Annotated in this window: 24 protein-coding genes; 17 read left to right on the top strand and 7 right to left on the bottom strand. The window is 36.9% G+C overall.

Translation table 11 applies throughout. The annotated features are described in order from the left end of the window. Nucleotides 1-180 precede the first annotated feature (180 nt). Nucleotides 181-1,080 (top strand): lipoyl synthase, encoded by a 900-nt coding sequence (gene lipA, locus PY093_RS12170; protein WP_275646140.1) that lies wholly within the window; start codon nt 181-183, stop codon nt 1,078-1,080. A 32-nt stretch (nt 1,081-1,112) separates the two neighbouring features. Here the strand turns inward: lipA and PY093_RS12165 are convergent, their stop codons facing one another. Next, nucleotides 1,113-1,946: a YhcN/YlaJ family sporulation lipoprotein gene (locus PY093_RS12165; protein ID WP_481769295.1), complete on the bottom strand. Its 834-nt coding sequence runs from the start codon at nt 1,944-1,946 to the stop codon at nt 1,113-1,115. A 164-nt stretch (nt 1,947-2,110) separates the two neighbouring features. Here PY093_RS12165 and PY093_RS12160 point away from each other — a divergent pair, with 164 nt between their 5' ends. Together PY093_RS12160 and PY093_RS12155 are read left to right on the top strand one after the other, a co-directional pair. Then, a complete protein-coding gene (locus PY093_RS12160) occupies nt 2,111-2,386 on the top strand; it encodes a YutD family protein (RefSeq protein ID WP_275646139.1) in 276 nt (91 codons plus the stop codon). A 561-nt stretch (nt 2,387-2,947) separates the two neighbouring features. Further along, complete coding sequence (locus PY093_RS12155) at nt 2,948-3,304, top strand: hypothetical protein (RefSeq protein WP_275646138.1); 357 nt, start codon at nt 2,948-2,950, stop codon at nt 3,302-3,304. A gap of 272 nt (nt 3,305-3,576) precedes the next feature. Here the strand turns inward: PY093_RS12155 and PY093_RS12150 are convergent, their stop codons facing one another. Both PY093_RS12150 and PY093_RS12145 read right to left on the bottom strand, forming a co-directional pair. Next, nucleotides 3,577-3,822: a cytosolic protein gene (locus PY093_RS12150; protein ID WP_275646170.1), complete on the bottom strand. Its 246-nt coding sequence runs from the start codon at nt 3,820-3,822 to the stop codon at nt 3,577-3,579. Between the two features lie 136 nt (nt 3,823-3,958). Continuing rightward, nucleotides 3,959-4,225 (bottom strand): DUF3055 domain-containing protein, encoded by a 267-nt coding sequence (locus PY093_RS12145; protein WP_275646137.1) that lies wholly within the window; start codon nt 4,223-4,225, stop codon nt 3,959-3,961. A 269-nt stretch (nt 4,226-4,494) separates the two neighbouring features. Between PY093_RS12145 and PY093_RS12140 the strand changes: the two genes are divergently transcribed. The 3 genes from PY093_RS12140 to PY093_RS12130 all read left to right on the top strand — a co-directional run bounded on the left by PY093_RS12140 (nt 4,495) and on the right by PY093_RS12130 (nt 7,137). Beyond that, nucleotides 4,495-5,802, top strand: coding sequence for an EAL domain-containing protein (locus tag PY093_RS12140; protein WP_275646136.1), 1,308 nt, complete (start codon nt 4,495-4,497; stop codon nt 5,800-5,802). 17 nt (nt 5,803-5,819) lie between these two features. Continuing rightward, the gene (locus PY093_RS12135) at nt 5,820-6,257 is read left to right on the top strand and encodes a DUF86 domain-containing protein (protein WP_275646135.1); all 438 of its coding nucleotides are present in this window, start codon (nt 5,820-5,822) and stop codon (nt 6,255-6,257) included. Between the two features lie 106 nt (nt 6,258-6,363). After that, a complete protein-coding gene (locus PY093_RS12130; protein WP_275646134.1) occupies nt 6,364-7,137 on the top strand; it encodes a TIGR01457 family HAD-type hydrolase in 774 nt (257 codons plus the stop codon). A gap of 94 nt (nt 7,138-7,231) precedes the next feature. On the opposite strand, the gene PY093_RS12125 is transcribed toward PY093_RS12130, so the two are convergent. Next, nucleotides 7,232-7,732, bottom strand: a complete 501-nt coding sequence (locus PY093_RS12125) for a phosphatidylglycerophosphatase A family protein (protein ID WP_275646133.1) — start codon at nt 7,730-7,732, stop codon at nt 7,232-7,234. A 170-nt stretch (nt 7,733-7,902) separates the two neighbouring features. Between PY093_RS12125 and yutH the strand changes: the two genes are divergently transcribed. From yutH to thrB, 5 genes are all read left to right on the top strand, one after another. Then, entirely contained in the window at nt 7,903-8,910 is a 1,008-nt protein-coding gene (gene yutH / locus PY093_RS12120; protein WP_275646132.1) for a spore coat putative kinase YutH, read from the top strand. Between the two features lie 79 nt (nt 8,911-8,989). Continuing rightward, on the top strand, nt 8,990-9,982 hold the full coding sequence (locus PY093_RS12115) for a 2-hydroxyacid dehydrogenase (RefSeq protein WP_275646131.1): 993 nt from the start codon (nt 8,990-8,992) through the stop codon (nt 9,980-9,982). A 294-nt stretch (nt 9,983-10,276) separates the two neighbouring features. Beyond that, nucleotides 10,277-11,575 (top strand): homoserine dehydrogenase, encoded by a 1,299-nt coding sequence (locus PY093_RS12110; RefSeq protein WP_275646130.1) that lies wholly within the window; start codon nt 10,277-10,279, stop codon nt 11,573-11,575. Beyond that, on the top strand, nt 11,572-12,636 hold the full coding sequence (gene thrC / locus PY093_RS12105) for a threonine synthase (protein ID WP_275646129.1): 1,065 nt from the start codon (nt 11,572-11,574) through the stop codon (nt 12,634-12,636). Before PY093_RS12110 ends, thrC begins: the two co-directional genes overlap by 4 nt. Next, nucleotides 12,630-13,535 (top strand): homoserine kinase, encoded by a 906-nt coding sequence (gene thrB / locus PY093_RS12100; RefSeq protein ID WP_275646128.1) that lies wholly within the window; start codon nt 12,630-12,632, stop codon nt 13,533-13,535. Before thrC ends, thrB begins: the two co-directional genes overlap by 7 nt. Nucleotides 13,536-13,750: 215 nt before the next feature. On the opposite strand, the gene PY093_RS12095 is transcribed toward thrB, so the two are convergent. Next, nucleotides 13,751-13,990: a NifU family protein gene (locus tag PY093_RS12095; RefSeq protein ID WP_275646127.1), complete on the bottom strand. Its 240-nt coding sequence runs from the start codon at nt 13,988-13,990 to the stop codon at nt 13,751-13,753. 166 nt (nt 13,991-14,156) lie between these two features. On the opposite strand from PY093_RS12095, the gene PY093_RS12090 reads away from it, so the two are divergent. After that, on the top strand, nt 14,157-14,483 hold the full coding sequence (locus PY093_RS12090; RefSeq protein ID WP_275646126.1) for a YuzD family protein: 327 nt from the start codon (nt 14,157-14,159) through the stop codon (nt 14,481-14,483). Nucleotides 14,484-14,929: 446 nt separating this feature from the next. Here PY093_RS12090 and PY093_RS12085 read toward each other — a convergent pair whose 3' ends face one another. Then, nucleotides 14,930-15,997 carry an NAD(P)/FAD-dependent oxidoreductase gene (locus PY093_RS12085; protein ID WP_275646125.1) on the bottom strand — a complete coding sequence of 356 codons (1,068 nt, stop codon included), beginning with the start codon at nt 15,995-15,997 and terminating at the stop codon, nt 14,930-14,932. 621 nt (nt 15,998-16,618) lie between these two features. On the opposite strand from PY093_RS12085, the gene PY093_RS12080 reads away from it, so the two are divergent. The 3 genes from PY093_RS12080 to PY093_RS12070 all read left to right on the top strand — a co-directional run bounded on the left by PY093_RS12080 (nt 16,619) and on the right by PY093_RS12070 (nt 18,572). Then, the gene (locus PY093_RS12080) at nt 16,619-16,855 is read left to right on the top strand and encodes a YuzB family protein (protein ID WP_275646124.1); all 237 of its coding nucleotides are present in this window, start codon (nt 16,619-16,621) and stop codon (nt 16,853-16,855) included. A gap of 310 nt (nt 16,856-17,165) precedes the next feature. Next, on the top strand, nt 17,166-18,020 hold the full coding sequence (gene dapF / locus PY093_RS12075; RefSeq protein WP_275646123.1) for a diaminopimelate epimerase: 855 nt from the start codon (nt 17,166-17,168) through the stop codon (nt 18,018-18,020). Nucleotides 18,021-18,209: 189 nt separating this feature from the next. Then, nucleotides 18,210-18,572 carry a HesB/IscA family protein gene (locus PY093_RS12070; RefSeq protein WP_275646122.1) on the top strand — a complete coding sequence of 121 codons (363 nt, stop codon included), beginning with the start codon at nt 18,210-18,212 and terminating at the stop codon, nt 18,570-18,572. 219 nt (nt 18,573-18,791) lie between these two features. Here PY093_RS12070 and PY093_RS12065 read toward each other — a convergent pair whose 3' ends face one another. After that, nucleotides 18,792-19,781: an NAD(P)/FAD-dependent oxidoreductase gene (locus PY093_RS12065; protein WP_275646121.1), complete on the bottom strand. Its 990-nt coding sequence runs from the start codon at nt 19,779-19,781 to the stop codon at nt 18,792-18,794. A gap of 499 nt (nt 19,782-20,280) precedes the next feature. Between PY093_RS12065 and PY093_RS12060 the strand changes: the two genes are divergently transcribed. Both PY093_RS12060 and PY093_RS12055 read left to right on the top strand, forming a co-directional pair. Next, nucleotides 20,281-21,504 (top strand): NAD(P)/FAD-dependent oxidoreductase, encoded by a 1,224-nt coding sequence (locus tag PY093_RS12060; protein WP_275646169.1) that lies wholly within the window; start codon nt 20,281-20,283, stop codon nt 21,502-21,504. Nucleotides 21,505-21,840: 336 nt separating this feature from the next. Continuing rightward, a complete protein-coding gene (locus PY093_RS12055; RefSeq protein ID WP_275646120.1) occupies nt 21,841-22,326 on the top strand; it encodes an NUDIX domain-containing protein in 486 nt (161 codons plus the stop codon). The last annotated feature ends 27 nt before the right edge of the window (nt 22,327-22,353 follow it).

The raw sequence follows: 22,353 nt of genomic DNA, 5'->3' as shown, positions 1-22,353 counted from the left end.
TTGTTAGTTTGTTGAATCGAACCAATTTAATAAATATCAAATGATGGTAATTAACTTGATTCAAGTTCTTGTATAGATAGTTTTGCTATGTTAAAGTGACAGTTGGGAAGTAACAATATTGGATTAAATGTATTTTATCGATATAATATAGGTAAGACTTTTTATGTGGAGTTGATAAATTTGGCAAAAAAAGAAGAATACTTACGCAAACCTGAATGGCTTAAAATAAAATTAAACACGAACGAGAATTACACTGGCCTTAAAAAAATGATGAGAGAAAAGAATTTACATACTGTATGTGAAGAAGCAAAATGTCCAAATATACATGAATGTTGGGCTGTACGAAAAACAGCTACATTTATGATCCTTGGAGATGTTTGTACCCGTGCTTGTCGTTTCTGTGCTGTTAAAACAGGCCTTCCATCAGAGTTAGATTGGCAGGAGCCAGAACGTGTTGCAGATTCTGTCAGTCTAATGGGTTTAAAGCATGCCGTGATAACTGCAGTAGCTCGTGATGATTTAAAGGATGGTGGTGCCGCAGTGTTTGCTGAAACTGTCCGAGCTATCCGAAGAAAAAGTCCGTTTACATCAATTGAGGTTCTTCCGTCAGATATGGGAGGGGTATTTGAAAACCTTAAAATGCTAATGGATGCTAAACCTGATATTCTTAACCATAATATTGAAACCGTTCGTAATCTTTCTGACCGTGTTAGAGCAAGAGCGAAATATGACCGATCATTAGAACTTTTAAGACGCGCTAAGGAACTGTATAGTGATATACCAACTAAATCCAGTATTATGATTGGTTTAGGAGAGACGAAAGAAGAAGTTATTGAAACAATGGATGACTTACGTGCAAATAATGTAGATATTATTACAATTGGACAATATTTACAGCCTTCTAAAAAACATTTAAAGGTTCAAAAATATTACCATCCAGATGAGTTTGCCAAACTAAAAGAAATTGCCCTTTCTAAAGGCTTTAGTCACTGTGAGGCAGGACCTCTAGTTCGTTCATCCTACCATGCAGACGAACAAGTAAATGCCGCAAAAAAACAACAACAAGCTAAAGAAGCCTAATCAAAAAAGAGGGACAATGTCCCTCTTTGGATTTAAGACCTGTTATCATTTGGTCTTGTTAGATCGTTTCCATCTTGGGTAGGTTTACTCAGATCATATTCCCCTAATCCATCTAATCCTTGTGGAGTCCTGTGGCCTTGATCAATTAAGTGTTCTTCACCGTCGTTGTTGTTTTTATTTCTGTCATTGTTTCTATTCATGATTTGATGCTTGTCAGCATCCTCTTCCCCCATCCGAATCTCGTATTCATCATTCATGCCGCCATATGTTTCTCCATTTTCATTTTCTCCATTGCTAATTTTACGTCCTTGTGGGGACTTTAGCATACGCTTAATCGTTGATTCGAGTATTTGATCAACATTTCGAGCGTTTGTGTCGAGGTTACCAAAGCCCTCAACTTCTCTTATTAGTATTGGATTATCTGAGACGTATACATGATACCATCTAGGGACAACAGATAAGCCTGTCTTTTTAACTTGGTCTGCTGTTTCAAAACGGTCGTTAGAATCTGTTTGATATACAATTAATACGTCTTCATCAGTTACTAATGTAGCTACATCATTTACATTAGGAAGTTGTGTAGACATTTTACTAATTAAATCAGCAACGACTTCTCGATTAAGGGTTGGCATATTATCATAAGCCGTTTTATCACCAGGAAGTGGGCTTTTTTGATGTCTAACAAACCCAAAATTGGATTGTTTATCCCCATTATTTCGTATACCATCATCATTGTAGATTTCGTTTCGATCAAGCACATTTATTGTGTTTCCACTTTCCTCATAAACTTCAGCTTCATTTGGATTCATACATCCTGTCAATGCTGCCATACAGCAAATTCCAGTAATGATTAATGTCTTTTTCACCATAAGCACCTCCTCATTATTAGAATGGCCGATAATTAGATTTTTTCTCTTAGTAATTGATGGTGAATTGGCTATAATTTATGGTAAAGTAAAAAAAAGAGGTTGTTAAAATTATTGACAAACTGTTTTTACTAGTAGAACTACCCGAGAAGAGGTGATCTCAGATGATAATGATTAATAATTTCAGCTACGAAATAGTTGAAGACGAAAGAAATGGTTTTAATGAAGAAGCATTTCGCGCAAGATTTAGTGATATTCTTAATAAGTATGATTATATCGTTGGTGATTGGGGTTATAGTCAGTTAAGACTGCGGGGATTTTATGATGATCAAAATCAAAAGGCAACATATGATACTAAGATAAGTACATTATCTGAGTATCTTTATGAGTATTGTAATTTTGGCTGTTCCTATTTCGTATTGCGACGAATAAAAAAATAAAAACTGATGCAGGCAGAAATCTTAATTTTGCCTCGCATCAGTTTTTTATTGTTAAGGAATTTATAAAATTGTGAGGTTGTGTATAACTTCGTGTCTTTGTCTATCTACGTCCAGCTCCAGGCGCCATCGGCTCTATGGTATAAGCCAATCCGTCCGGAAGGTTAAAGACCAACCTTCCAGCCGGCGTGTCCTATGCTTGTCGCCGAAAGGCTTGCGCCTTGCGCATTTGTTCAAGGGTAAGAAAGTATAATTTTTTTACCTGGTATTTGTGTCTAACTTCGATTGTCGCTACCTGTCGTGGCGGGTTTTAATCGACGCGCCGATGGGCGGGCGCGCGCCTTGCGCTTTTGTTCCCTAGTTTTGGTGGTGTCTAGCTCTAAGTGCCCTTGCGCTTTTCGTATACTATCAGACTTAATATGTTGATCCTTTTAGACTTTAAACGGCATAATAGATCAAAAATCCTGGCACAAGATACCTTGGTATCGGTGATTTCTAAAGGAGTAGGGTATAAAAAATATAACTCCGCAAAAAATAAAAAACGGTAACCAATAGGGCAATCTGGTGCCCGAAACTCTGCAAAAAATAGAAAACGGTAACCAAAAGGGCAATCTGATGCCCGAAATCTTGAAAAAAATAAAAAACGGTAACCAAAAGGGCAATCTGATGCCCGAAATCTTGAAAAAAATAAAAAACGGTAACCAAAAGGGCAGTCTGATGCCCGAAATCTTGAAAAAAATAAAAAACGGTAACCAAAAGGGCAGTCTGATGCCCGAAACTCTGCAAAAAATAAAAAACGGTAATCAAAAGGGCAGTCTGATGCCCGAAATCTTGAAAAAAATAAAAAACGGTAACCAAAAGGGCAGTCTGATGCCCGAAACTCTGCAAAAAATAGAAAACGGTAATCAAAAGACGTTTTAATCGACGTTCCTCAATACGGGCGCCCTGCGCTTTTGTTCAAAGATAAGAAAGTATAAAAATTTTGTACCAAGTTTTAGTGTCTATCTCCGGGCGCCATCGACTCTATGATATAAGCCAATCCGTCCGTAAGGTAAAGAACAACCTTCCAGCCGGCTAGTCTTATGCTTGTCGCCGATAGGCGGGCGCCCTGCGCTTTTCTTTGCTGATGTCGATGTTCTCCAAAGGACGTGGCGGGTTTTAGTTGACGTTCCTCGCAAGTGGGAACCCTGCGCTTATTTTTGGTTTCCTTCTGTATAAGGTGGTTCTACTTCTACATCTGGATCATCATGTGTTGGGTGGGCACCTGGGAATTGCCGTGGTAGATCTTGGTGAAAGGATTTAACCTCATAGTTAAAAGGTGTGTAGAAACGCTGTCCTTCTTTCCACGGGGTGCTCTTATTTTCAACAGGCTCAACTTTACCTTCGGGTGCTCCATAAGGACCTTCTCCGAATTCCTCGAAAGTTAAAAAATTACGCATCGTTTCAACATTTGAAACATCAGTATAAGTTTCTTCTTCTTTATCTCTTCTAGACAAAGCAAAACACCTCCTATCTCAGGTTTGTGATAGTTTTCCCGAGAAGGAGGTTATTATTTACTGTTATTTTTATCCGTTTCTAAACAACTTCATATAAAAATGAACGAAGCTCTTCTGCTTCATCTTCGCTTAAATTATAGGCATGTTCGATATATCCAGGTTCGTCTAAATCATCTCTGCCAATGATTGCGAAGCGGCTACTTTGTATATCAAGAATCAGCTGCTTTCCATAATAACGATCAGATTTAATTATTGCTAAATCAAAGCGTTGGTTATCCCCCATGAAGCTTATAAATCTCGTTTGTGTTTCAACCGTATCATCGTATAAGAAAAAACGTTCTGCCATAAATTTGTCTCCTTTTACCGTATTTAGCAAATTAGTTTTTGGTTGTAAGTAGAAAATGTTTAGTTTAATTACCTCAATCTCAAATTGAAAATCTACTCTTTTATCATAACAAAGGATTTTAAAAATAGAAATTATTATATCTTTATCTAGGTTATAAAAGAAAAAAACGAATTTGTAAAAATTTTCTGTTTGAAAAAATCGAAATTGCTCATTTTATGTTAAAATAGGGAAAAGGAAAATTGTCGTTAGTCGAAGGGGTGGCTTAATCCATGTTTGGACCGTGGACATTTAAGAAAGAGACATTTAGTAAGTGGAGTAAACTGCTACTACCACAACGGTTTTTGCGTTTTTATCCACCCGTCTTTACTGTAAGAAATCCAATAGTATCTGGTGTTAGACAAGCCTTTAAAGAGGACTTTCAAGTTGCTGTAATAGCCTTTAATTTAGCAAATGTAAATGAATTAACTGATTTATTAGGTTCTAAACAAATTAATAAATGTAAACAAACGATAAGAGAGATTTTTAAGGATGTTTTTCAAAAATCTGTGGATGATAACGATATTATTGCTTTATATAATTACTATAGTGAAGGGTTAGCATTTTTAGTCAAAATCGACTCTAAAAAAACGGGTGTATCAGAAATTGAACTACTCATTAGAAAAATGAAAGCGTCCGTCAACGCCATCCTAGTCGAACAGTATCCACAGCTCAGGATTGATTTTCATACTGGCTATATGTTCGTGGAAAAAAATAGCAGGGATGTTGATGAAGCATTGCTTAAAGCACAACATCAAGCTATTGCAATGGCAGATAAACGAGTTACGACGGAATATAATGATATGCTATTTGAAATGGGTAAAATTATTGAAGAAAAGGGTGTTAGACTGTTAGCACAGCCTATTATTGATGTGTCTTCAAATGAAATTAAAGCGTGGGAAATGTTATCACGGGGTCCTGTGGGAACTGCACTTGAAAGTCCATTACCCTTGTTTTCGGTTGCTAGGCAGACAGGAATGCTTTTCGATTTGGAATTGATTGTGTTAGAAAAAGCATTTAAACAAATTGTTGAAACAGGCTGTCAGCAAAGGGTTTTTATCAATTTTACGCCTATGACATTAGGAAATCCTAGGTTTATCAAGGCAATAAATCGAATGTTATTAAAATATAGTGAAATTAATCCAAACAGGATTATTTTTGAAATAACAGAAAGAGATTCAATCGATGAAGTCATGTTTTTCATTGGAAACATTAAAAAGCTACGTTCCTTTGGATTTAAAATTGCAATCGATGATACTGGAGCTGGATATGCTAGCCTGCACACTATAAATAAGATTATGCCTGATATTATTAAAATCGATAGATCTGTAATACAGGATATCGATACAAACAAAGTAAAAGAATCAATGTTGAAGGGCTTACTTTTGATTGCAAAAGAAACAGGCTCTTTAGTAGTTGCTGAGGGAATTGAGAACGAAGGTGAAGCTGCTGTCCTAAGTAGGAACAAGGTTGACCTTGCACAAGGCTATTTTTATGCAAAACCAGGGGACATGAATCTTATTGGTAAAATACCATCCTAATATGGAGGGATAAGTCAATGTATTTTGTAGATAGAGAAAAAATCGAAAAGACGTTAGTTTGCCTTGAGGATCTACTAACACTATTTAATAATCATTCTAAGTGGGATAGTATAATTGAAAAAAAAGCTTTAGAGCGAATTGTACATATCTCGATTGAAGCAATATTAGATGTAGGCAATGACATGATTGATGGATTTATCATGCGTGACCCTGGAAGCTATGAAGACATTATAGATATTTTAGAGGATGAGAAAGTAGTTATAAGTGAACATGCGATCCGATTAAAGAACATAGTTAAGTTACGAAAAGATATAGTCCAAGATTATTTAGAGATTAATCATAATGAAATTTCGCTAGCGATGACTGAAAATATAGCAGCAATCAATTTGTTTTCAACATCAGTTAGAACGTATTTAGAAAATGAGCTTGGTCCAGTTTCAGCTTTTAAAAAATAGCTTATGAAGATCTCAACACTTCAAGAGATAAAGTGCTGGGATTTTTTAATTAAATAGTAAATGATATTTTAAAACAATAAGATATTTTTGTGGAGGTTATAAATCAATGGTAAAAAAATATAAAGGTTATTTAATTGACCTAGACGGAACCATGTATAGAGGGAAAGAACGTATTGAAGCTGCAAGTGACTTTGTTAAAGCATTACAAGAAAAGAGACTCCCTTATTTATTTGTTACAAATAACTCTTCAAAAATGCCATCCCAGGTTGCTGAGAAGCTTGAAGAATTTGATATCCCGGTCTCTGAAGATCAAGTATTTACAACTAGCCTTGCAACCGCTAATTATATTTTTGAGCAACAGCCAAATGCCTCTATTTATATGATAGGTGGAGATGGAATACGTCATGCGCTAATGGAACGAGGTTTACAGCTTGTGGATGAGAATCCTGACTTTGTAGTAGTGGGGCTAGACCAATCAATAACCTATGAGAAACTTGCTAAGGCCTGTTTAGCAGTTAGAAGTGGAGCGACCTTTATTTCTACCAACGGCGACATTGCAATTCCTACAGAACGTGGATTGTTGCCTGGTAATGGGTCATTAACGTCCGTTATTACTGTGTCAACAACAGTTAACCCTCTATTTATCGGAAAGCCAGAAAAAATTATCATGGAGCAAGCTCTTAAAGTACTTGGTACTCCGATAGAAGATACGCTTATGGTTGGAGACAATTACGATACTGATATTTTAGCTGGTATGAATACCGGCCTAGATACCTTGCTAGTTCATACTGGTGTGACAACAAAAGAACATTTGGTAAACTACAACCGTAAACCTACATATGTAATTGATTCACTACAAGAGTGGATAGATAAATTATAATCAAAATTTGGAGGTCACCAAACTTCAGCACAATTTGCTTACTTAAATTAAGAAGAGTGTGAGGCCAACTGGTCTCACACTCAAATGGATTATATTACTCTACATGAGCTGCACTATGTGCTAGACGACTTGATGCCGCTGCAGCAATGGCTCCAACAATGTCATCAAGGAATGTATGACATTCTCCAGAGTCTTTATTATTTAATCTCTCAAGAATACCTGGTTTCAATTTGTCAATGTAACCGTAATTAGTAAAACCGATTGAGCCATATACATTCACGATAGAAAACGCTAAAACCTCGTCGACTCCATACAAACCTTCATCAGCTTTCAATGTAGAAAGTAATGGTTCCTCAAGCATCCCCTTTTCTGTAAGAATATCAAGTTGAATCCCTGTAAGAACGGCATTTTGAACTTCCCGCTTTGATAATACTCTGTCAACATTTTCTAAGCAATCTTCCATCTTAAGACTAGGATGGTATTTTTCCTGAAGAAAGAAGACAAGGTCTGCGATGTCTTGAATCGTAACCCCACGTTCTTTTAACCATTGCCTTGCCTTTTTCTCAATTTCACTAACTGGTCGTTGTTCTGTCATAAGCATTCACCCAATTCTGTGTGTATTAGATAGTTAAGTCTATAACCACTATCTCTTCTTATTTACCGACAAACATGAGTTTATTCAGTTTTTCTCAAGTTTAACACAAGTTACCATAAATGATCTCATATAGATGATTATAGATCGATTTAATTAAAGGGGGACTAATCGTGAATCAGCACCTCTATGAGCAGTATGGGCTCACAATAGATAAAAAAGTCACTGGTGGTAATTATGAAGCATTTCAATGCCGAAATATACTATATACTATTGTGCCTGTAGTGAATATGGAACAAGAGGAAGTATATGAATATAAACAGATGAGTGATTATTTAATTAGTAAGGGTGATTTAAGTATTGCATCGTTTGTCTTAACAAAGGAAAATAAGCTGTTTGGTACAGTTAAAGAACAAAAGGTGGTTGTGCTTCGTTATCCTTATAATCAGACAAGGAAATCCTACTCATTAGGCTATGAGTTGGCAAATTTTCATGAAAAAGGACGAACTTTTCCATACCGAATCGTAAAAAATAACAGAATCGGACAATGGAAGAACTTATGGGAACAAAGGGTAGATCAAATGGAGCTTTTTTGGAATGACAAGGTTCGTCAGCATCCTGAAAACTATTTTGAAAAGTTATTTGTCGAGTCATTCCCTTATTATATTGGATTAACTGAAAATGCAATTCAATATTTAGTGGATACCGAAATAGACGATCGCCCAAGTCCTATTGATTCTGCTACGATATGTCATCACCGTTTCAACGCTACTACTTGGCCACGTGATCAACATGTAAAGACACCAATTAATTGGGTCTTGGATCATTGTAGTCGCGATTTAGCTGAATGGGTAAGGCATCTATTTTTAGAACAACAACGAATCGATTATACTACTATTTCTACTAATATTAGAGATTATGAACGGGTAACACGATTATCCTCTTTCGCATGGAGATTAATGTATTCACGTTTATTGTTTCCAATCCATTATTTTGAGTGTATTGAAGGATACTACTTAACTGAATCAGTAGAAGTACAAAAGCAACAGGAGAATAGGCTTAGTTCTTATTTGGCGTCCTCATCAGAATATGAAGCCTTCCTGAGCGAGTTTACCAAGATAATGCAACATTCTAATCGTAGTATTAGTATTCCAAAGGTGAATTGGCTAATTGAATTGTAAAAGTAGGGATACATACGCATTTTGTGATAATATAGGTAAAACAGTTACTATTATTACATAATGTATGAGGTGTCAAAGGATGAAGAAACCATATGTATTCGTTACAAGAACATTACCAAAAAAAGCAATAGGTCAACTACAACAACTTGTTGAATTAAAAATGTGGCCAAAAGAAGATGTAGCAGTACCTAGGGATATTCTGCTAGAGGAAGCAAGAAAGTGTGATGCATTATTAACTATGCTTTCGGATAAAATTGATTCAACTATAATCGATAATGCTCCCAATTTAAAAGTAGTTGCAAATCTAGCAGTAGGTTTTGATAATATCGATGTTGAATATGCTACAGAAAAAAACATAGCTGTATGTAATACGCCAGATGTCTTGACAGATACTACAGCAGATCTGACATTTGGACTATTAATGGCTACTTCTAGAAGATTAATCGAGGCTGCTGATTTAGTGAGGGAAGGCAAATGGAAAAGTTGGAGCCCTCTACTACTAGCTGGCCAGGATATTCACCACAAAACGATTGGTATTGTTGGTATGGGCAAAATTGGTGAAACTGTAGCCAAAAGAGCAACAGGCTTTGAAATGGATATTTTATATCATAATCGCTCCCGAAATAGTGAGGCAGAAAATCAGTTAGGTGCGAAATACTGTAGTTTTGATGATTTAATTGAGACGGCTGATTTTATTGTCTGTTTAACACCGTTAACAACTGAAACAAGAAATTTATTTAATGCTGCCACTTTCAAAAAGATGAAACGAAGTGCTATTTTTATAAATGCCTCTCGTGGTCCAGTAGTTGATGAAAAAGCGCTTTATAATGCTCTTGTGACAGGGGAAATTGCTGGGGCTGGTTTGGACGTATTTGAAGTAGAGCCAATAAACGCTGATCACCCACTTTTAACTCTAAAAAATGTGGTTGCTCTTCCTCATATTGGAAGTTCTAGTACTGAAACTAGAATCACCATGATGAGGTTATGTTGTGACAATATTGAAGCGGTATTAACAAATAACATACCGCAAACGATAGTAAATAAAGAGTGGAAGCAGTCGGGAGTAAATTAATTAAGTGTAGATGCCACGGTATAATACTGTGGTTTTCTTAAAAGAAAAGAAAGTATAAAGGTTTGTACCTAGTTTTAGTGTCTAGCTCCATCCAGACGCCCCGCACATTTCTTTTATTTAATATCGTTCTGCGGTTCGAAAATTTAAAAAAGTATTTACGACAGTAAGTTAAGCGTTTACATTTAAATTTACTAAAAATAGGGTATTGTCAAACATGTGATAACAATCTATAATGTCCATTATATATAAACATATGTATTTTTTAGGAATACAACAATGAAGGCGGGGATATCAATGAAAAAAATTTCTATAGGTTTATTAGGGTTAGGAACGGTTGGTAGCGGTGTAGTAACAATCTTAACTAATCATCAGGATAAGTTAATGCACCAAGTGGGCTGTCCTATTGAGCTTAAAAAAGTAGTTGTCCAGGACCTACATAAGGAGAGAAGTGTCGAAGTGGATCAGTCCTTGCTAACAAAAAATGTTGATGAGGTAATTAATGATCCAGAGATAGATGTTGTTATTGAAGTAATGGGTGGTGTTGAAGAGACACGTAAGTATATCTTGGCTGCTTTAAGAAATAAGAAACATGTTGTAACAGCAAATAAAGATTTGATGGCTTTGTACGGTTCAGAGTTACTTTTAGAGGCTTCAGAAAACGGCTGTGATTTATTTTATGAAGCAAGTGTAGCCGGAGGTATTCCAATTTTAAGAAGCTTAGTGGACGGATTAGCTTCTGATAGAATTACAAAAATGATGGGAATCGTAAATGGGACAACTAATTTCATTCTAACTAAAATGAGTAAAGATAAACGTGCATATGAAGATGTTTTGGCTGAGGCGCAGCACCTTGGATATGCAGAATCTGATCCTACAGCAGATGTAGAAGGTCTGGATGCAGCAAGAAAAATGACAATATTAGCTACACTAGGCTTTTCAATGAATATTGATTTACAGGATGTTAGAACGCAAGGTATAACTACCATTACAGAGGAAGACTTAGATTACAGTAAGCGCTTAGGATATACAATGAAGCTGATCGGGATAGCGCATAGAGATGGTGAGAAGGTTGAAGTGAGCGTCCAGCCTACACTTCTATCAGAAAATCATCCGTTAGCAGCGGTTAATGATGAATACAACGCAGTGTATGTATGTGGTGAAGCTGTTGGAGAAACGATGTTCTATGGACCAGGTGCCGGAGGACTTCCAACTGCAACGGCGGTGATGTCCGATTTAGTAGGAGTAATGAAAAATATGAGGTTGGGTGTAAATGGTTTAAGTGCAGTTTCACCTCAATATGAGAAGAAATTAAAATTAGACTCTGAAAGGTATTCAAAATACTTCCTAAGAATACATGTTCAAGATCAAGTGGGGGCATTTGCAAAAATTACCACAATTTTCTCTGAACATGGTGTAAGCTTTGAGAAAATCCTTCAGCTTCCACTAAATAAAAGTAATGTTGCCGAAATTGTAATAGTTACACATAGAGCGTCACTAAAAGATTACGAGGAAATCCTCGGGCAGCTTGAAAGCTTAGAAGTAGTTAAACAAGTGAAAAGCTCATACAGAGTTGAGGGAGATGAAATGCAATGATGTGGAAAGGCTTGTTACAGGAATACCGTGAATACCTACCAATTACAGAAAATACACCTTTACTATCGTTAAACGAAGGGAATACACCGTTAATTCCTTTGCACAATCTATCAAACAAGCTTGGAATTGAGTTATATGTGAAAACAGAGGGATCAAACCCAACAGGTTCGTTTAAAGATAGAGGTATGGTTATGGCTGTTGCGAAGGCAAAAGAGGAAGGCAGTAACACTGTCATTTGCGCATCGACAGGTAATACTTCCGCAGCTGCAGCTGCTTATGCTGCAAGAGCAGGAATGAAAAGTATTATTGTTATTCCTGATGGGAAAATTGCAATGGGAAAACTAGCTCAAGCTGTAATGTATGGTGCGGAAATTTTTGCAATTGAGGGAAATTTCGACCAAGCACTAAAAATGGTGAGAAGTATTAGCAAAACTGAGCCGATCACACTAGTTAACTCTGTGAATCCATATCGTCTTGAAGGGCAAAAGACGGCTGCATTTGAAATTGTAGATCAATTAGGACAAGCACCAGACGTATTAGCTATTCCAGTTGGAAATGCAGGAAATATCTCTGCATATTGGAAAGGGTTTAAGGAATATCACCAAGAGCGTGGTACAGGATTGCCGAAAATGCATGGCTTTGAAGCAGAAGGTTCAGCTGCAATCGTAAGAAATAGGATCATTGAAAACCCTGAAACCATTGCAACAGCGATTAGAATTGGAAATCCAGCTAGTTGGGACAAAGCTGTTAATGCAGCAAAGACTTCAGGTGGAAAAATTGATGAAGTAACTGACCAAGAAATACTCGAAGCTTATAAATTATTAGCTAGAGCAGAAGGGGTATTTGCTGAACCTGCATCATGTGCATCTGTCGCAGGTATTATAAAACAACTTCAAAGTGGTGAAATTAGCAAGGGTAGTAAGGTAGTTGCTGTATTAACTGGTAATGGATTGAAGGATCCAAATGTTGCGATTGAATCGAATGAAATTAAGCCGCTTGTACTGCCAAATGATGAGAAAGTGGTGTTTGAACATATTAGGGGAGTCGTTCCACAATGCTGAGAATAACCGTACCAGGTAGTACTGCAAATCTTGGGCCTGGTTTTGATTCTGTTGGGTTGGCGGTCAATCGTTATCTCACATTAGATGTAAAATTAAGTGATAAATGGATATTCCGACCACTTTCTAAGGATGTTGCGGAAATACCGTCTGGTAAAGATAATTTAGTGTATCAAACAGCTGAGAAAGTTGCTGATCACTATCGCAAAGCATTACCAGCTTGCTCTGTTGATGTTTGGAGTAATATTCCTCTTGCAAGAGGGCTTGGTAGTAGTGCTGCTGCCATTTCAGCAGGCATTGAATTAGCGGATGCTTTGTTATGCTTAGGGATGACTGCACAAGAAAAAGTTCGCCTCGCAAGTCTTTATGAAGGTCATCCTGACAATGTGGGTGCATCAATAATGGGTGGATTGGTAATCGGCAGCCATCGTGCAGATGACACTGATGTTATCCATGTGCAAAATTTAGATATAGATATAGTTGTCGTTATCCCAATCTATGAGATCAAAACCAAGGATGCAAGAAAAGTCCTTCCCACTACTTTTACCAGAGAGTATGCTGTGGAAGCTAGTGCTATTAGCAATATGTTAGTCGCTGCTTTACTCACAAAACAATGGAAACTGGCTGGAAAGATGATGGAAAAGGATCTGTTTCACCAACCATTTAGATTACCACTTATTCCCGAAATAGAAGCGATTCGTTCAAGTGCACTTAACTCTGCTGCATTTGGCGTTGCTATAAGTGGAGCGGGACCTACAGTCATTTGCTTTGCGGAAAAAGGGAAAGGACCGCAAGTTAAAAAGAAACTGATTAATGACTTTCCTCATTTTCAAATTGAAGAGCTTTCAATAGATAATAAAGGCAGTGTTGTTACAAAGAATGAATTTCAAGAGCAAATGTAATTATAGAAAAGCGCAGGGCGCCCGGAGCTAGACACTAAAACTATGTACAAACTTTTATACTTTCTTATCTTTTAAAGAAAACTCGCCGAATCGCAAGCTTGAAGGGTGAAGACAGAGGCGTAGTTGCCCTTATGCTTATCAAAATTTATGGATATAAATTCTGATAAGCCAAAAAAAAGCGACTTCCCGTGAAGTCGCTTTTACTAGTTGTAGAATTAAAACACTTGCTCTACTTCTACAATTCCTGGTACTTCCTCTAAAAGTGCGCGCTCGATACCAGCTTTTAATGTGATTGTTGAACTTGGGCAGCTTCCGCAAGCTCCAAGAAGGCGCAATTTTACAACTCCATCTTCTACATCAACTAACTCACAGTCTCCACCATCACGTAATAAAAATGGGCGAAGTTTATCTAATACTTCTTGAACTTGTTCAGTAATATTTGTTTCTACAGTCATTTTAATCGGCTCCTTTCCTTATACCTATTATAATCACTATTGTATGAAAAATCCATTCAAGATGATTGTGCAATGTATTGTGAAATTATTTAGGTATTTATATTGTCTATTCTACCATAGTTTATGTAAAATGGAATATAATAAGCTTTGTTAAGGAGACCATATTATGTCAAATAAAAGTGTAGAAATCGTTGTTTATGGTGCAGAGGTTTTATGTCCAAGTTGTGTTAATCTTCCTTCATCACGAGAAACGTATGAGTGGTTAGATGCTGCGATTAGTAGAAAATATCCAGAGCAGCCATTTACGATTGCCTATGTCGATATTTATAATCCACCGGTAGAAAATAGCAAAAAGGAATTTGCTATTCGTGTTGTTGAAGAGGATATGTTTTATCCTGTAGTTGTAATAGAAGGCGTGATAGCAGGCGAAGGAAATCCTAAACTGAAAACAGTTTATGCTGAATTAGAAAAATACGGCTTTAAATCTAAATGAAAAAAGTAGTCCATAAATTTGGACTGCTTTTTATTGCTTTTGTTTTAAGAAGTTTATTTCTAGCTCAGCATCCGCAACCTTTCGATTTACAAAAGCCACACTTGCTCTAAGGAATTGAACTTTAGCAAATAGATTATCTATATTTTCTACCTGATGAGCCGTTATTATCTCAGATAGCTTGTCTATTTTTACATTTAGAACACTAAAATGGTTATTTGTCTTTTGTTCAAAATCATTAAAACGATTATCAAAATCATTAAAACGATTATCAATATCTTTAAATCGATTTTTCCTTCTTAAAGGTAATGGTTATGACCTCAGGTCCGATGGCGCCTGGAGCTAGACGTAGATAGACAAAAGACACGAAGTTATACATAACCTTACAATTTTATAAATTCATAAACAATGAAAAAGACAGGTGAAAAACCTGTCCATCTCCTAAAACTTCACCCATTATGATATTTATACATCCAAAGTACTCCAGACTTCAATAAACGAGGAACTCTCCCCGTAATTGCACGGTCTGCTACTAGGCCGAAACCATGCTTTTTACCTAGTGAGCCTAGTACACCTTTTAGTTTAATTGCTGGAAATTCACTTGGTGGCTCTTCGTTATTCCAACGCTTTACCAATACTTGAACAATTTGTTCTGCCTGTCCTTCAGCCAGTTGTGCACTTGGTGCATGTGGTAGGCTTGCACCGTCACCAACTACATATACATGTTCGTCAGTTGGTAAATTATGCTGAGGAGTTAATACGACGCGACCTTGTCCATCTTTTTCAACGTCTAGATGTCGGATTACTTTGCTTGGTTGTATTCCAGCGGTCCAAACAATGACATCAAAAGGGATTGCATCATCCTGGTTGTATAGGACATTTTCCTCTACTTTGGTGATGTTCGCTCCGTTGATGATTTCAACTCCATGTGTGTGGAACCAATTTTCAACATAATTACTAAGGCGTTCAGGGAACATTGAGAGAATATGATCTCCGCGATCAAATAGTTTTACCTGTAAATCTGGACGGCTCTCATTTAGCTCGCTTGCTAATTCTACACCACTTAAACCTCCACCAACAATTGCAACCGTGGACCCAGGCCCAAGATTGTTCAATTTCTGGTACGTAGAACGAGATTTATCGATCGATTGTATACTGTATGTAAATTCCTCAGCACCTGGTATATTGTGGTATTTATCCTCGCAACCAAGACCGATTACTAAGTCATCGTAGACAATAGGATCTTGGTCTTTCAGGTAGATAAGCTTAGCTTCTAAGCTAATATCAGTAACCTCGCCATATTTCACTCGTAAGCGAGGATGTTCAGGAAAAGATACGCGAACATGTTGGTCAGAAATCGTTCCAGCAGCAAGTGCATAATACTCCGTTTTTAAGCAATGATATGGTATTCTGTCAATAAGCGTGATCTCAATATCTTCTGGTAGCTGATTTGGTAGAAGACGTTGAAGCAATCGCATTCCACCATAGCCTCCACCAAGTATAACTAGATTTTTCATTACGGATTTCTCCTTTTTTTGTATGAAGTAAGGGGGCGGAGCATCAATCTATTATACAGGCTTTATAGGACCTGTAACCCTTATCTCTCCACCAACCCTATTAAGTAGTTTTTTTGCTTGGTACGCCGTCTAAATGTGGTGGCGTTTATCCGCCAAACAGCTTTGTAATAGTCAATCCTATGAACGGGCAGTAAGATCCCTCCCCACTTCCTGACTTTGGGAATTCGAAGAAGTTTAAGTATGGGAAACCGAGAGGAAATGGGTTCTTACGAGCACTTTCTAGGGAAGAGGATTAGAGCGATCGTTAGAACGAGGAAACTGCCTGTAAAAGCTCGGCCGAAGCACAGGACATGCTTCTCTCCTAGTGTTATAGGTTCAATTGACCCACAGTAAAGAATGAAGAAAACCCCCACTGTGAGAAGTTCCCTTTATATAATGCCGCATTAAAAGGTATAGCTAGCATCAGTTGCAATCGTGTGCAAATCAAAATAACATTAAAAGTATAGCGAAATTGTGGCAAAATAACAACATTAATATGATAAATAAATTAAAAATAGATTCATGCTTATTGACGTTTCCACTAAAAAAAGGTAGGCTATAAATTTAGTAGAGGTGAAAGCAATGAAGCCAATTATTGAGTTCTGTATTAGTAACTTAGCCAGCGGGGCACAAGAAGCGCTTGAAAAGTTAGAGAAAGATCCAAATCTCGATATTATCGAGTACGGGTGTTTAAGTTATTGTGGAAAGTGTGCTAGTACCTTGTTTGCACTAGTAAATGGCGAAGTTGTGACCGGAGATGATCCTGATCAACTTGTCGAAAATATTTATGTCTATTTAGATGAAAATCCAATGTTTTAAATATAGAAGAGTGCACTCACTTTCTCCGAGTGCACTCTTTAATTTGATGTTTCTCTGTTCCTCGCGAATGTCCTGCCAACGTCTCGAGCCATTTGATTTATTCCCTTTTTAACTGATTCGATCTGCTTTAATTTTCGGGATAATACATAGATATACACTATAGCTTTAGTAGATATCGATGTGTTTGCATATAAAAACTCCTCATGATTTCCATGAGGAGCTCTATAATAAGAAAAACGGGGGATGTTTTCATTGTGTTCAAAATTAAATCATTTTATACTTAGTGAAACTAATTTTTTTGGAGGAATACATGAACACTTTTTCTTTCACCAAAATGCATGCCTTAGGGAATAATTATATATATGTAAATATGTTTGAAGAAAATCTGCAAGAAGACCTTTTAGCAGACATAGCAATTAAAGTATCGAATGTTAATACAGGGATAGGATCTGATGGTATGATTTTAATTTGCCCATCCGAGTTAGCCCCTGTAAAAATGAGGATTTTTAATAATGATGGATCAGAAGGGAAAAACTGTGGAAATGGATTACGCTGCGTCGCAAAGTATGTCTATGAGCATAAAATAGTAAAAAATAAGATCTTTAAAATTGAAACACTATCAGGTTTGGTTGAGGCTGAAATACACGTAAACAATGGAATAGTAAGCAGTATTACGATTAATATGGGGAATCCTCGGTTAAAAAGAAGTGAACTGCCAATGGTTGGTGAAGAAGTGAACCAAATTGTGAATGAACCGGTTGAATTCTTAGGTCAAAAGCTTAGAATGACTGGAGTGTCAATGGGAAACCCACATGCAATCTTTTATGTTGATTCTATAGACGATGCTCCGCTTACAACACTGGGTCCAGTAATTGAAAAAGATAAGCGTTTTCCTGAAGGAGTAAATGTTGAGTTTTTGGAGATTATAAACGAACATGAAATCAACTTCAGAGTATGGGAACGGGGCTCAGGTATTACTCAGGCTTGTGGAACAGGAGCATGTGCTGCAGTAGTTGCATCTGTATTAAATGGAAAAACAAAACGTAATGAAAAAACGGTTGTTCATCTAGCTGGTGGAGATCTTGATATCACATGGACTGCTGAAGGTCATGTATTAATGACCGGTCCGGCGGAGCTTATTTGTACGGGGAACTATTTCTACTAACTTTTACCATTGCTAAAGGGGCAGTAAGACCCTTACCTCTAGCTATCTAAGTTTACCTCTCTATAAATAGGGGATAAGAAAACCCACGGTGATTGAAGTTTTACTTTTTAAAGTTTGAATATTTGAGTGTTAACAATATAACATTTATAATAATAGTAATTACCAATGACTTAGAAGGAGGGAAGTAACATGACTGATATTTTAACAATAACTGAAGCTGCTGGCTATCAAATACACGATATGATCAAAGAAAGTGGAGAAGAAGGATCTTTTCTACGTGTAGCCGTAAAAGGAGGAGGTTGTAGTGGCCTTTCATATGGTATGGGCTTCGAACAAGATAAAACAGAAAATGACACTATGTTTGAGCAGCATGGAATCAAAGTATTAGTTGATAAAGAAAGTGAACCAATCTTAAAAGGTGTTGTCATAGACTTTAAACAATCAATGATGGGCGGCGGGTTTACCATCGATAATCCAAATGCGATTGCAGGCTGTGGGTGTGGATCTTCTTTTAGAACCGCTTCAAATGTTGGGCAGCCTGAGGAATGTTAATTTAATTTGAAAAAGAGTTGAGGCCTAATGTGGATACCTCAACTCTTTTTAGTTTTTAGTACCCTAGTTCCATGCGTCATCGGACCTGAGGGCATAAGCCCATCCGTTCGAAAGGTTAAAGCACAACCATCCGGACGGCCGCCTTGGTATGTTGATGTTGCCACAGGACGTGGCGGATTTTAATCGACGCTCAGGTAAGCGGGCGCCCAGTGCTTTTCTTTAAAACATACTTGAGCTATGAAGTGGCTGTAGTTTTGCTTTCGGATCAATGTACGCTTTAGCGTTATTGACGGCTGTTGGAGCTTCCCCAAAGCCAGAAGCAATTAATTTTACTTTTCCATCATATGTGCAAATATCTCCTGCTGCATAGATACCTTTAATGTTGGTCTCCATTTTTGAGTTTACAACAATCGAATTTTTCTCAATATCAAGCCCCCATTCTTTAATAGGACCAAGCGATGAAACAAAGCCGTAGTTCACGATAACTGCATCAACATCAACCGTTTCTTTAGCATCACCTTTTGGTTGTGCTAGTAGGACTTGAGTAATTTTGTCATCCCCAACAAGTTCTACAGGTACGAATGGAGTTTTAACTTCTACTTTTGAGTTCATTAAATTTTCAACACTGTGTTCATGTGCACGAAATTTATCACGTCTGTGAACTAGCATCACCTTTTCTGCGATAGGTTCTAGCATTAATGCCCAATCTACTGCTGAATCTCCACCACCGAAAACAACAACTTTTTTATCAGCAAATTTGTTTAGGTCATCAATGAAGTAGTGAAGATTTTTACCCTCATAGTTGACAGCGCTCTCAAGCTCGAGGCGACGAGGTTGGAATGCACCATTTCCAGCTGTGATAATAATCGTTTTAGAATAATGTACTTCGCGATTTGTTGTTATTTTGAATAGTCCATCTGGCTGCTTTTCAACTTTATCTACGGATTGTTCAAGTGATACAGTTGGGTTAAATTTTTCCATTTGTTCCTTTAAATTATCAATCAATTCCTGTGCACGAATCTTTGGAAAGCCAGCTACATCATATATGTATTTTTCAGGATATAGTGCCGATAATTGCCCACCTAATTGTGGAAGGCTTTCAATGATTTTTACACTTGCCTGTCTCATCCCACCATAAAAAGCAGTAAATAACCCAGTAGGTCCTCCACCGATAATTGTAATGTCATATACATTTTGATCTTCTCTCACTGTAATCCCCCCCGTGTGTATTATTAAATTTCTTGGATGAATGAAGACAATTAGCTCCATAATTTCCTTATAATACATATATTATCATATATTAAAAATAATATCTCACTCCTCTTTGGAGAAATATTGTGAATCTTGTTATTTGTGCCAAATTTTCAAACTAAACAAAGGAATATTATTAAATTTTTGTGAAAAATAGAAAACCACTGTTGTTTTTTTAATATTCTTAAGTTTTGGAAAGTGGTGATTATGCTTGAAAAACCAACCTAAAAAGAATAATATGTATTGTAGATATAATATTAATTTTTTATGAATATTTTCGTACAATTTTTTTACAAAATTGTGATGTTATTAGTGAAAAATATCACAAACTTTCTGGGAATAATTTATACCAGAAGAAGAGAAACCGAAGTTTTTCTTACAAATAAAAATAGTATTTCGGTGGATGATAAGGTTATATAGAATTATCTATCGTAAAAACAAATTATTAAAGGTGGATGTGATACGGTTGAGGAAGCCAAAGGTTGTTATTTTAGGTGCAGGTTATGGTGGTTTAATGACGGCTGTAAGTTTGCAAAAAGCATTAGGTGTAAATGAAGCTGAAATTACTCTAATTAATAAAAATGAATATCATTATGAGACTACATGGTTACATGAAGCGTCAGCAGGAACGTTACATCATGATCGTGCGCGCTATAACATTACTGATGTAATAGATAGAACTAAGGTTAACTTTGTTAAAGGAACTGTTATTACGATTAATCGTGAAGAAAAGCGCGTTGTTCTTGAAGAAGGCGAATATGCTTACGATTATTTAGTGGTTTCATTAGGTGGAGAATCTGAAACATTTGGTATTAAAGGTTTAAAGGAATACGCATTTTCAATTACAAATATTAATGCAGCACGTCAAATTCGCGAGCATATTGAATATCAATTTGCTACTTATAACACAGAGCTTGAGAAAAATGATTCACGTTTAACAATTGTTGTTGGTGGGGCAGGTTTTACTGGAATTGAATTCCTAGGAGAGTTAGGAAACCGTATTCCAGAACTATGCCGTGAATATGACGTTGACCGTGACAAAGTACGCGTAATTTGTGTTGAAGCAGCTCCAATGGTATTGCCAGGATTTGATCCTGAATTAGTTGAATATGCTGTAGGTCATTTAGAACGAAAAGGTATCGAATTCAAAATTGGTACAGCTATTAAAGAAGCTACTCCAGATGGTATTATTGTTGCAAAAGATGATCAGGTTGAAGAAATTAATGCAGGAACTGTCGTATGGGCAGCTGGTGTTCGTGGTAATAGTGTCATTGAACAAGCTGGATTCGACTCAATGCGCGGACGTGTAAAGGTTGACCCGGAGTTACGTGCCCCAGGTCATGAAGATGTATTTATCGTTGGAGACTGTGCGCTAATTATTAACGAAGAAATTAATCGACCATACCCACCAACAGCACAAATTGCTATGCAACAAGGAGTAATATGTGCAAAGAACCTTGCAGTACTTGTTAGAGGCCAGGGTGAGCTAGAAACATTTACACCTGACCTAAAAGGAACTGTATGTTCATTAGGTGAAGATGATGCGATTGGTGTAGTATTTGGCAAAAAAGTTTGGGGTGCTAAAGCATCATTCATGAAAAAAATGATTGATAATCGTGCACTGTTCATGATTGGTGGAGCCTCAACTGTATTGAAAAAAGGAAAATTTAATCTACTATAATCTACATTTGAAGTAGAGCCATGACTAAAATCATCGCTCTATTTTTTTGTTGTTTAGGAATTTATAAAATTGTAAGGTTGTGTATAATTTCGTGTCTCTGTCTATCTACGTCTAGCTCCAGGCGCTATCGGCTCTATGGTATAAGCCAAGCCCTTCCCGAAGGCAAAAAACGCCTTCAGTCAGGGCTCGTCTTTTATGCTTGACTTGCACAGGATGTGCTGATGTCGATGTTCGCCACAGGACGTGGCGGGTTTTAATCGACACGCCGAAAGGCGGGCGCGCCTTTCGCTTTTCTTCATAATGGTAAAATAATAAAAACGAGTAAAGGTGGTTACTATGAACAGTAAAAGGGGAAATGTTTGGCTTGCTGTTGCTGGCTTAGTTATTTCAGATGAAGGTGAGTGGCTGGTTGTCAAGAAAAGGTATGGTGGGTTAAAAGGAAAGTGGTCCTTACCTGCTGGATTTGTTGAACCAGATGAAACAGTGGATCAAGCAGTTATTCGTGAAGTGAAGGAAGAAACAGGTGTTAGTTGTATGGTACAAGGGGTTATTGGCGTAAGATCTGGGGTTATTCGAAATGAAATTAGTGACAATATGATTATTTTTTCATTACAAGCTATAAAACAAGACGAAATTATTGCGCAGGAATCGGAATTACTAGAAGCGAGTTTTGTTCATCCGAAGGAACTGTTACAAGATACTTCATCCTCAGTCATTATTAAATACTTATTAGAAATAGGGGTATCTAATTTACAAAGACCACATCATGATGTCGATCCAGGTAATCAATTTGGATATACGTCATATAAACTGTTTTTTTAAAATCTGATCTTTGTCGGCTATTCATTT

The organism is Cytobacillus sp. S13-E01, assembly GCF_029193815.1.
Classification (GTDB): Bacteria; Bacillota; Bacilli; order Bacillales; family Bacillaceae_L; genus Bacillus_BV.
The sequence above is the reverse complement of the archived record's forward strand: the minus strand, read 5'-3'. Positions and strand labels throughout refer to the sequence as shown.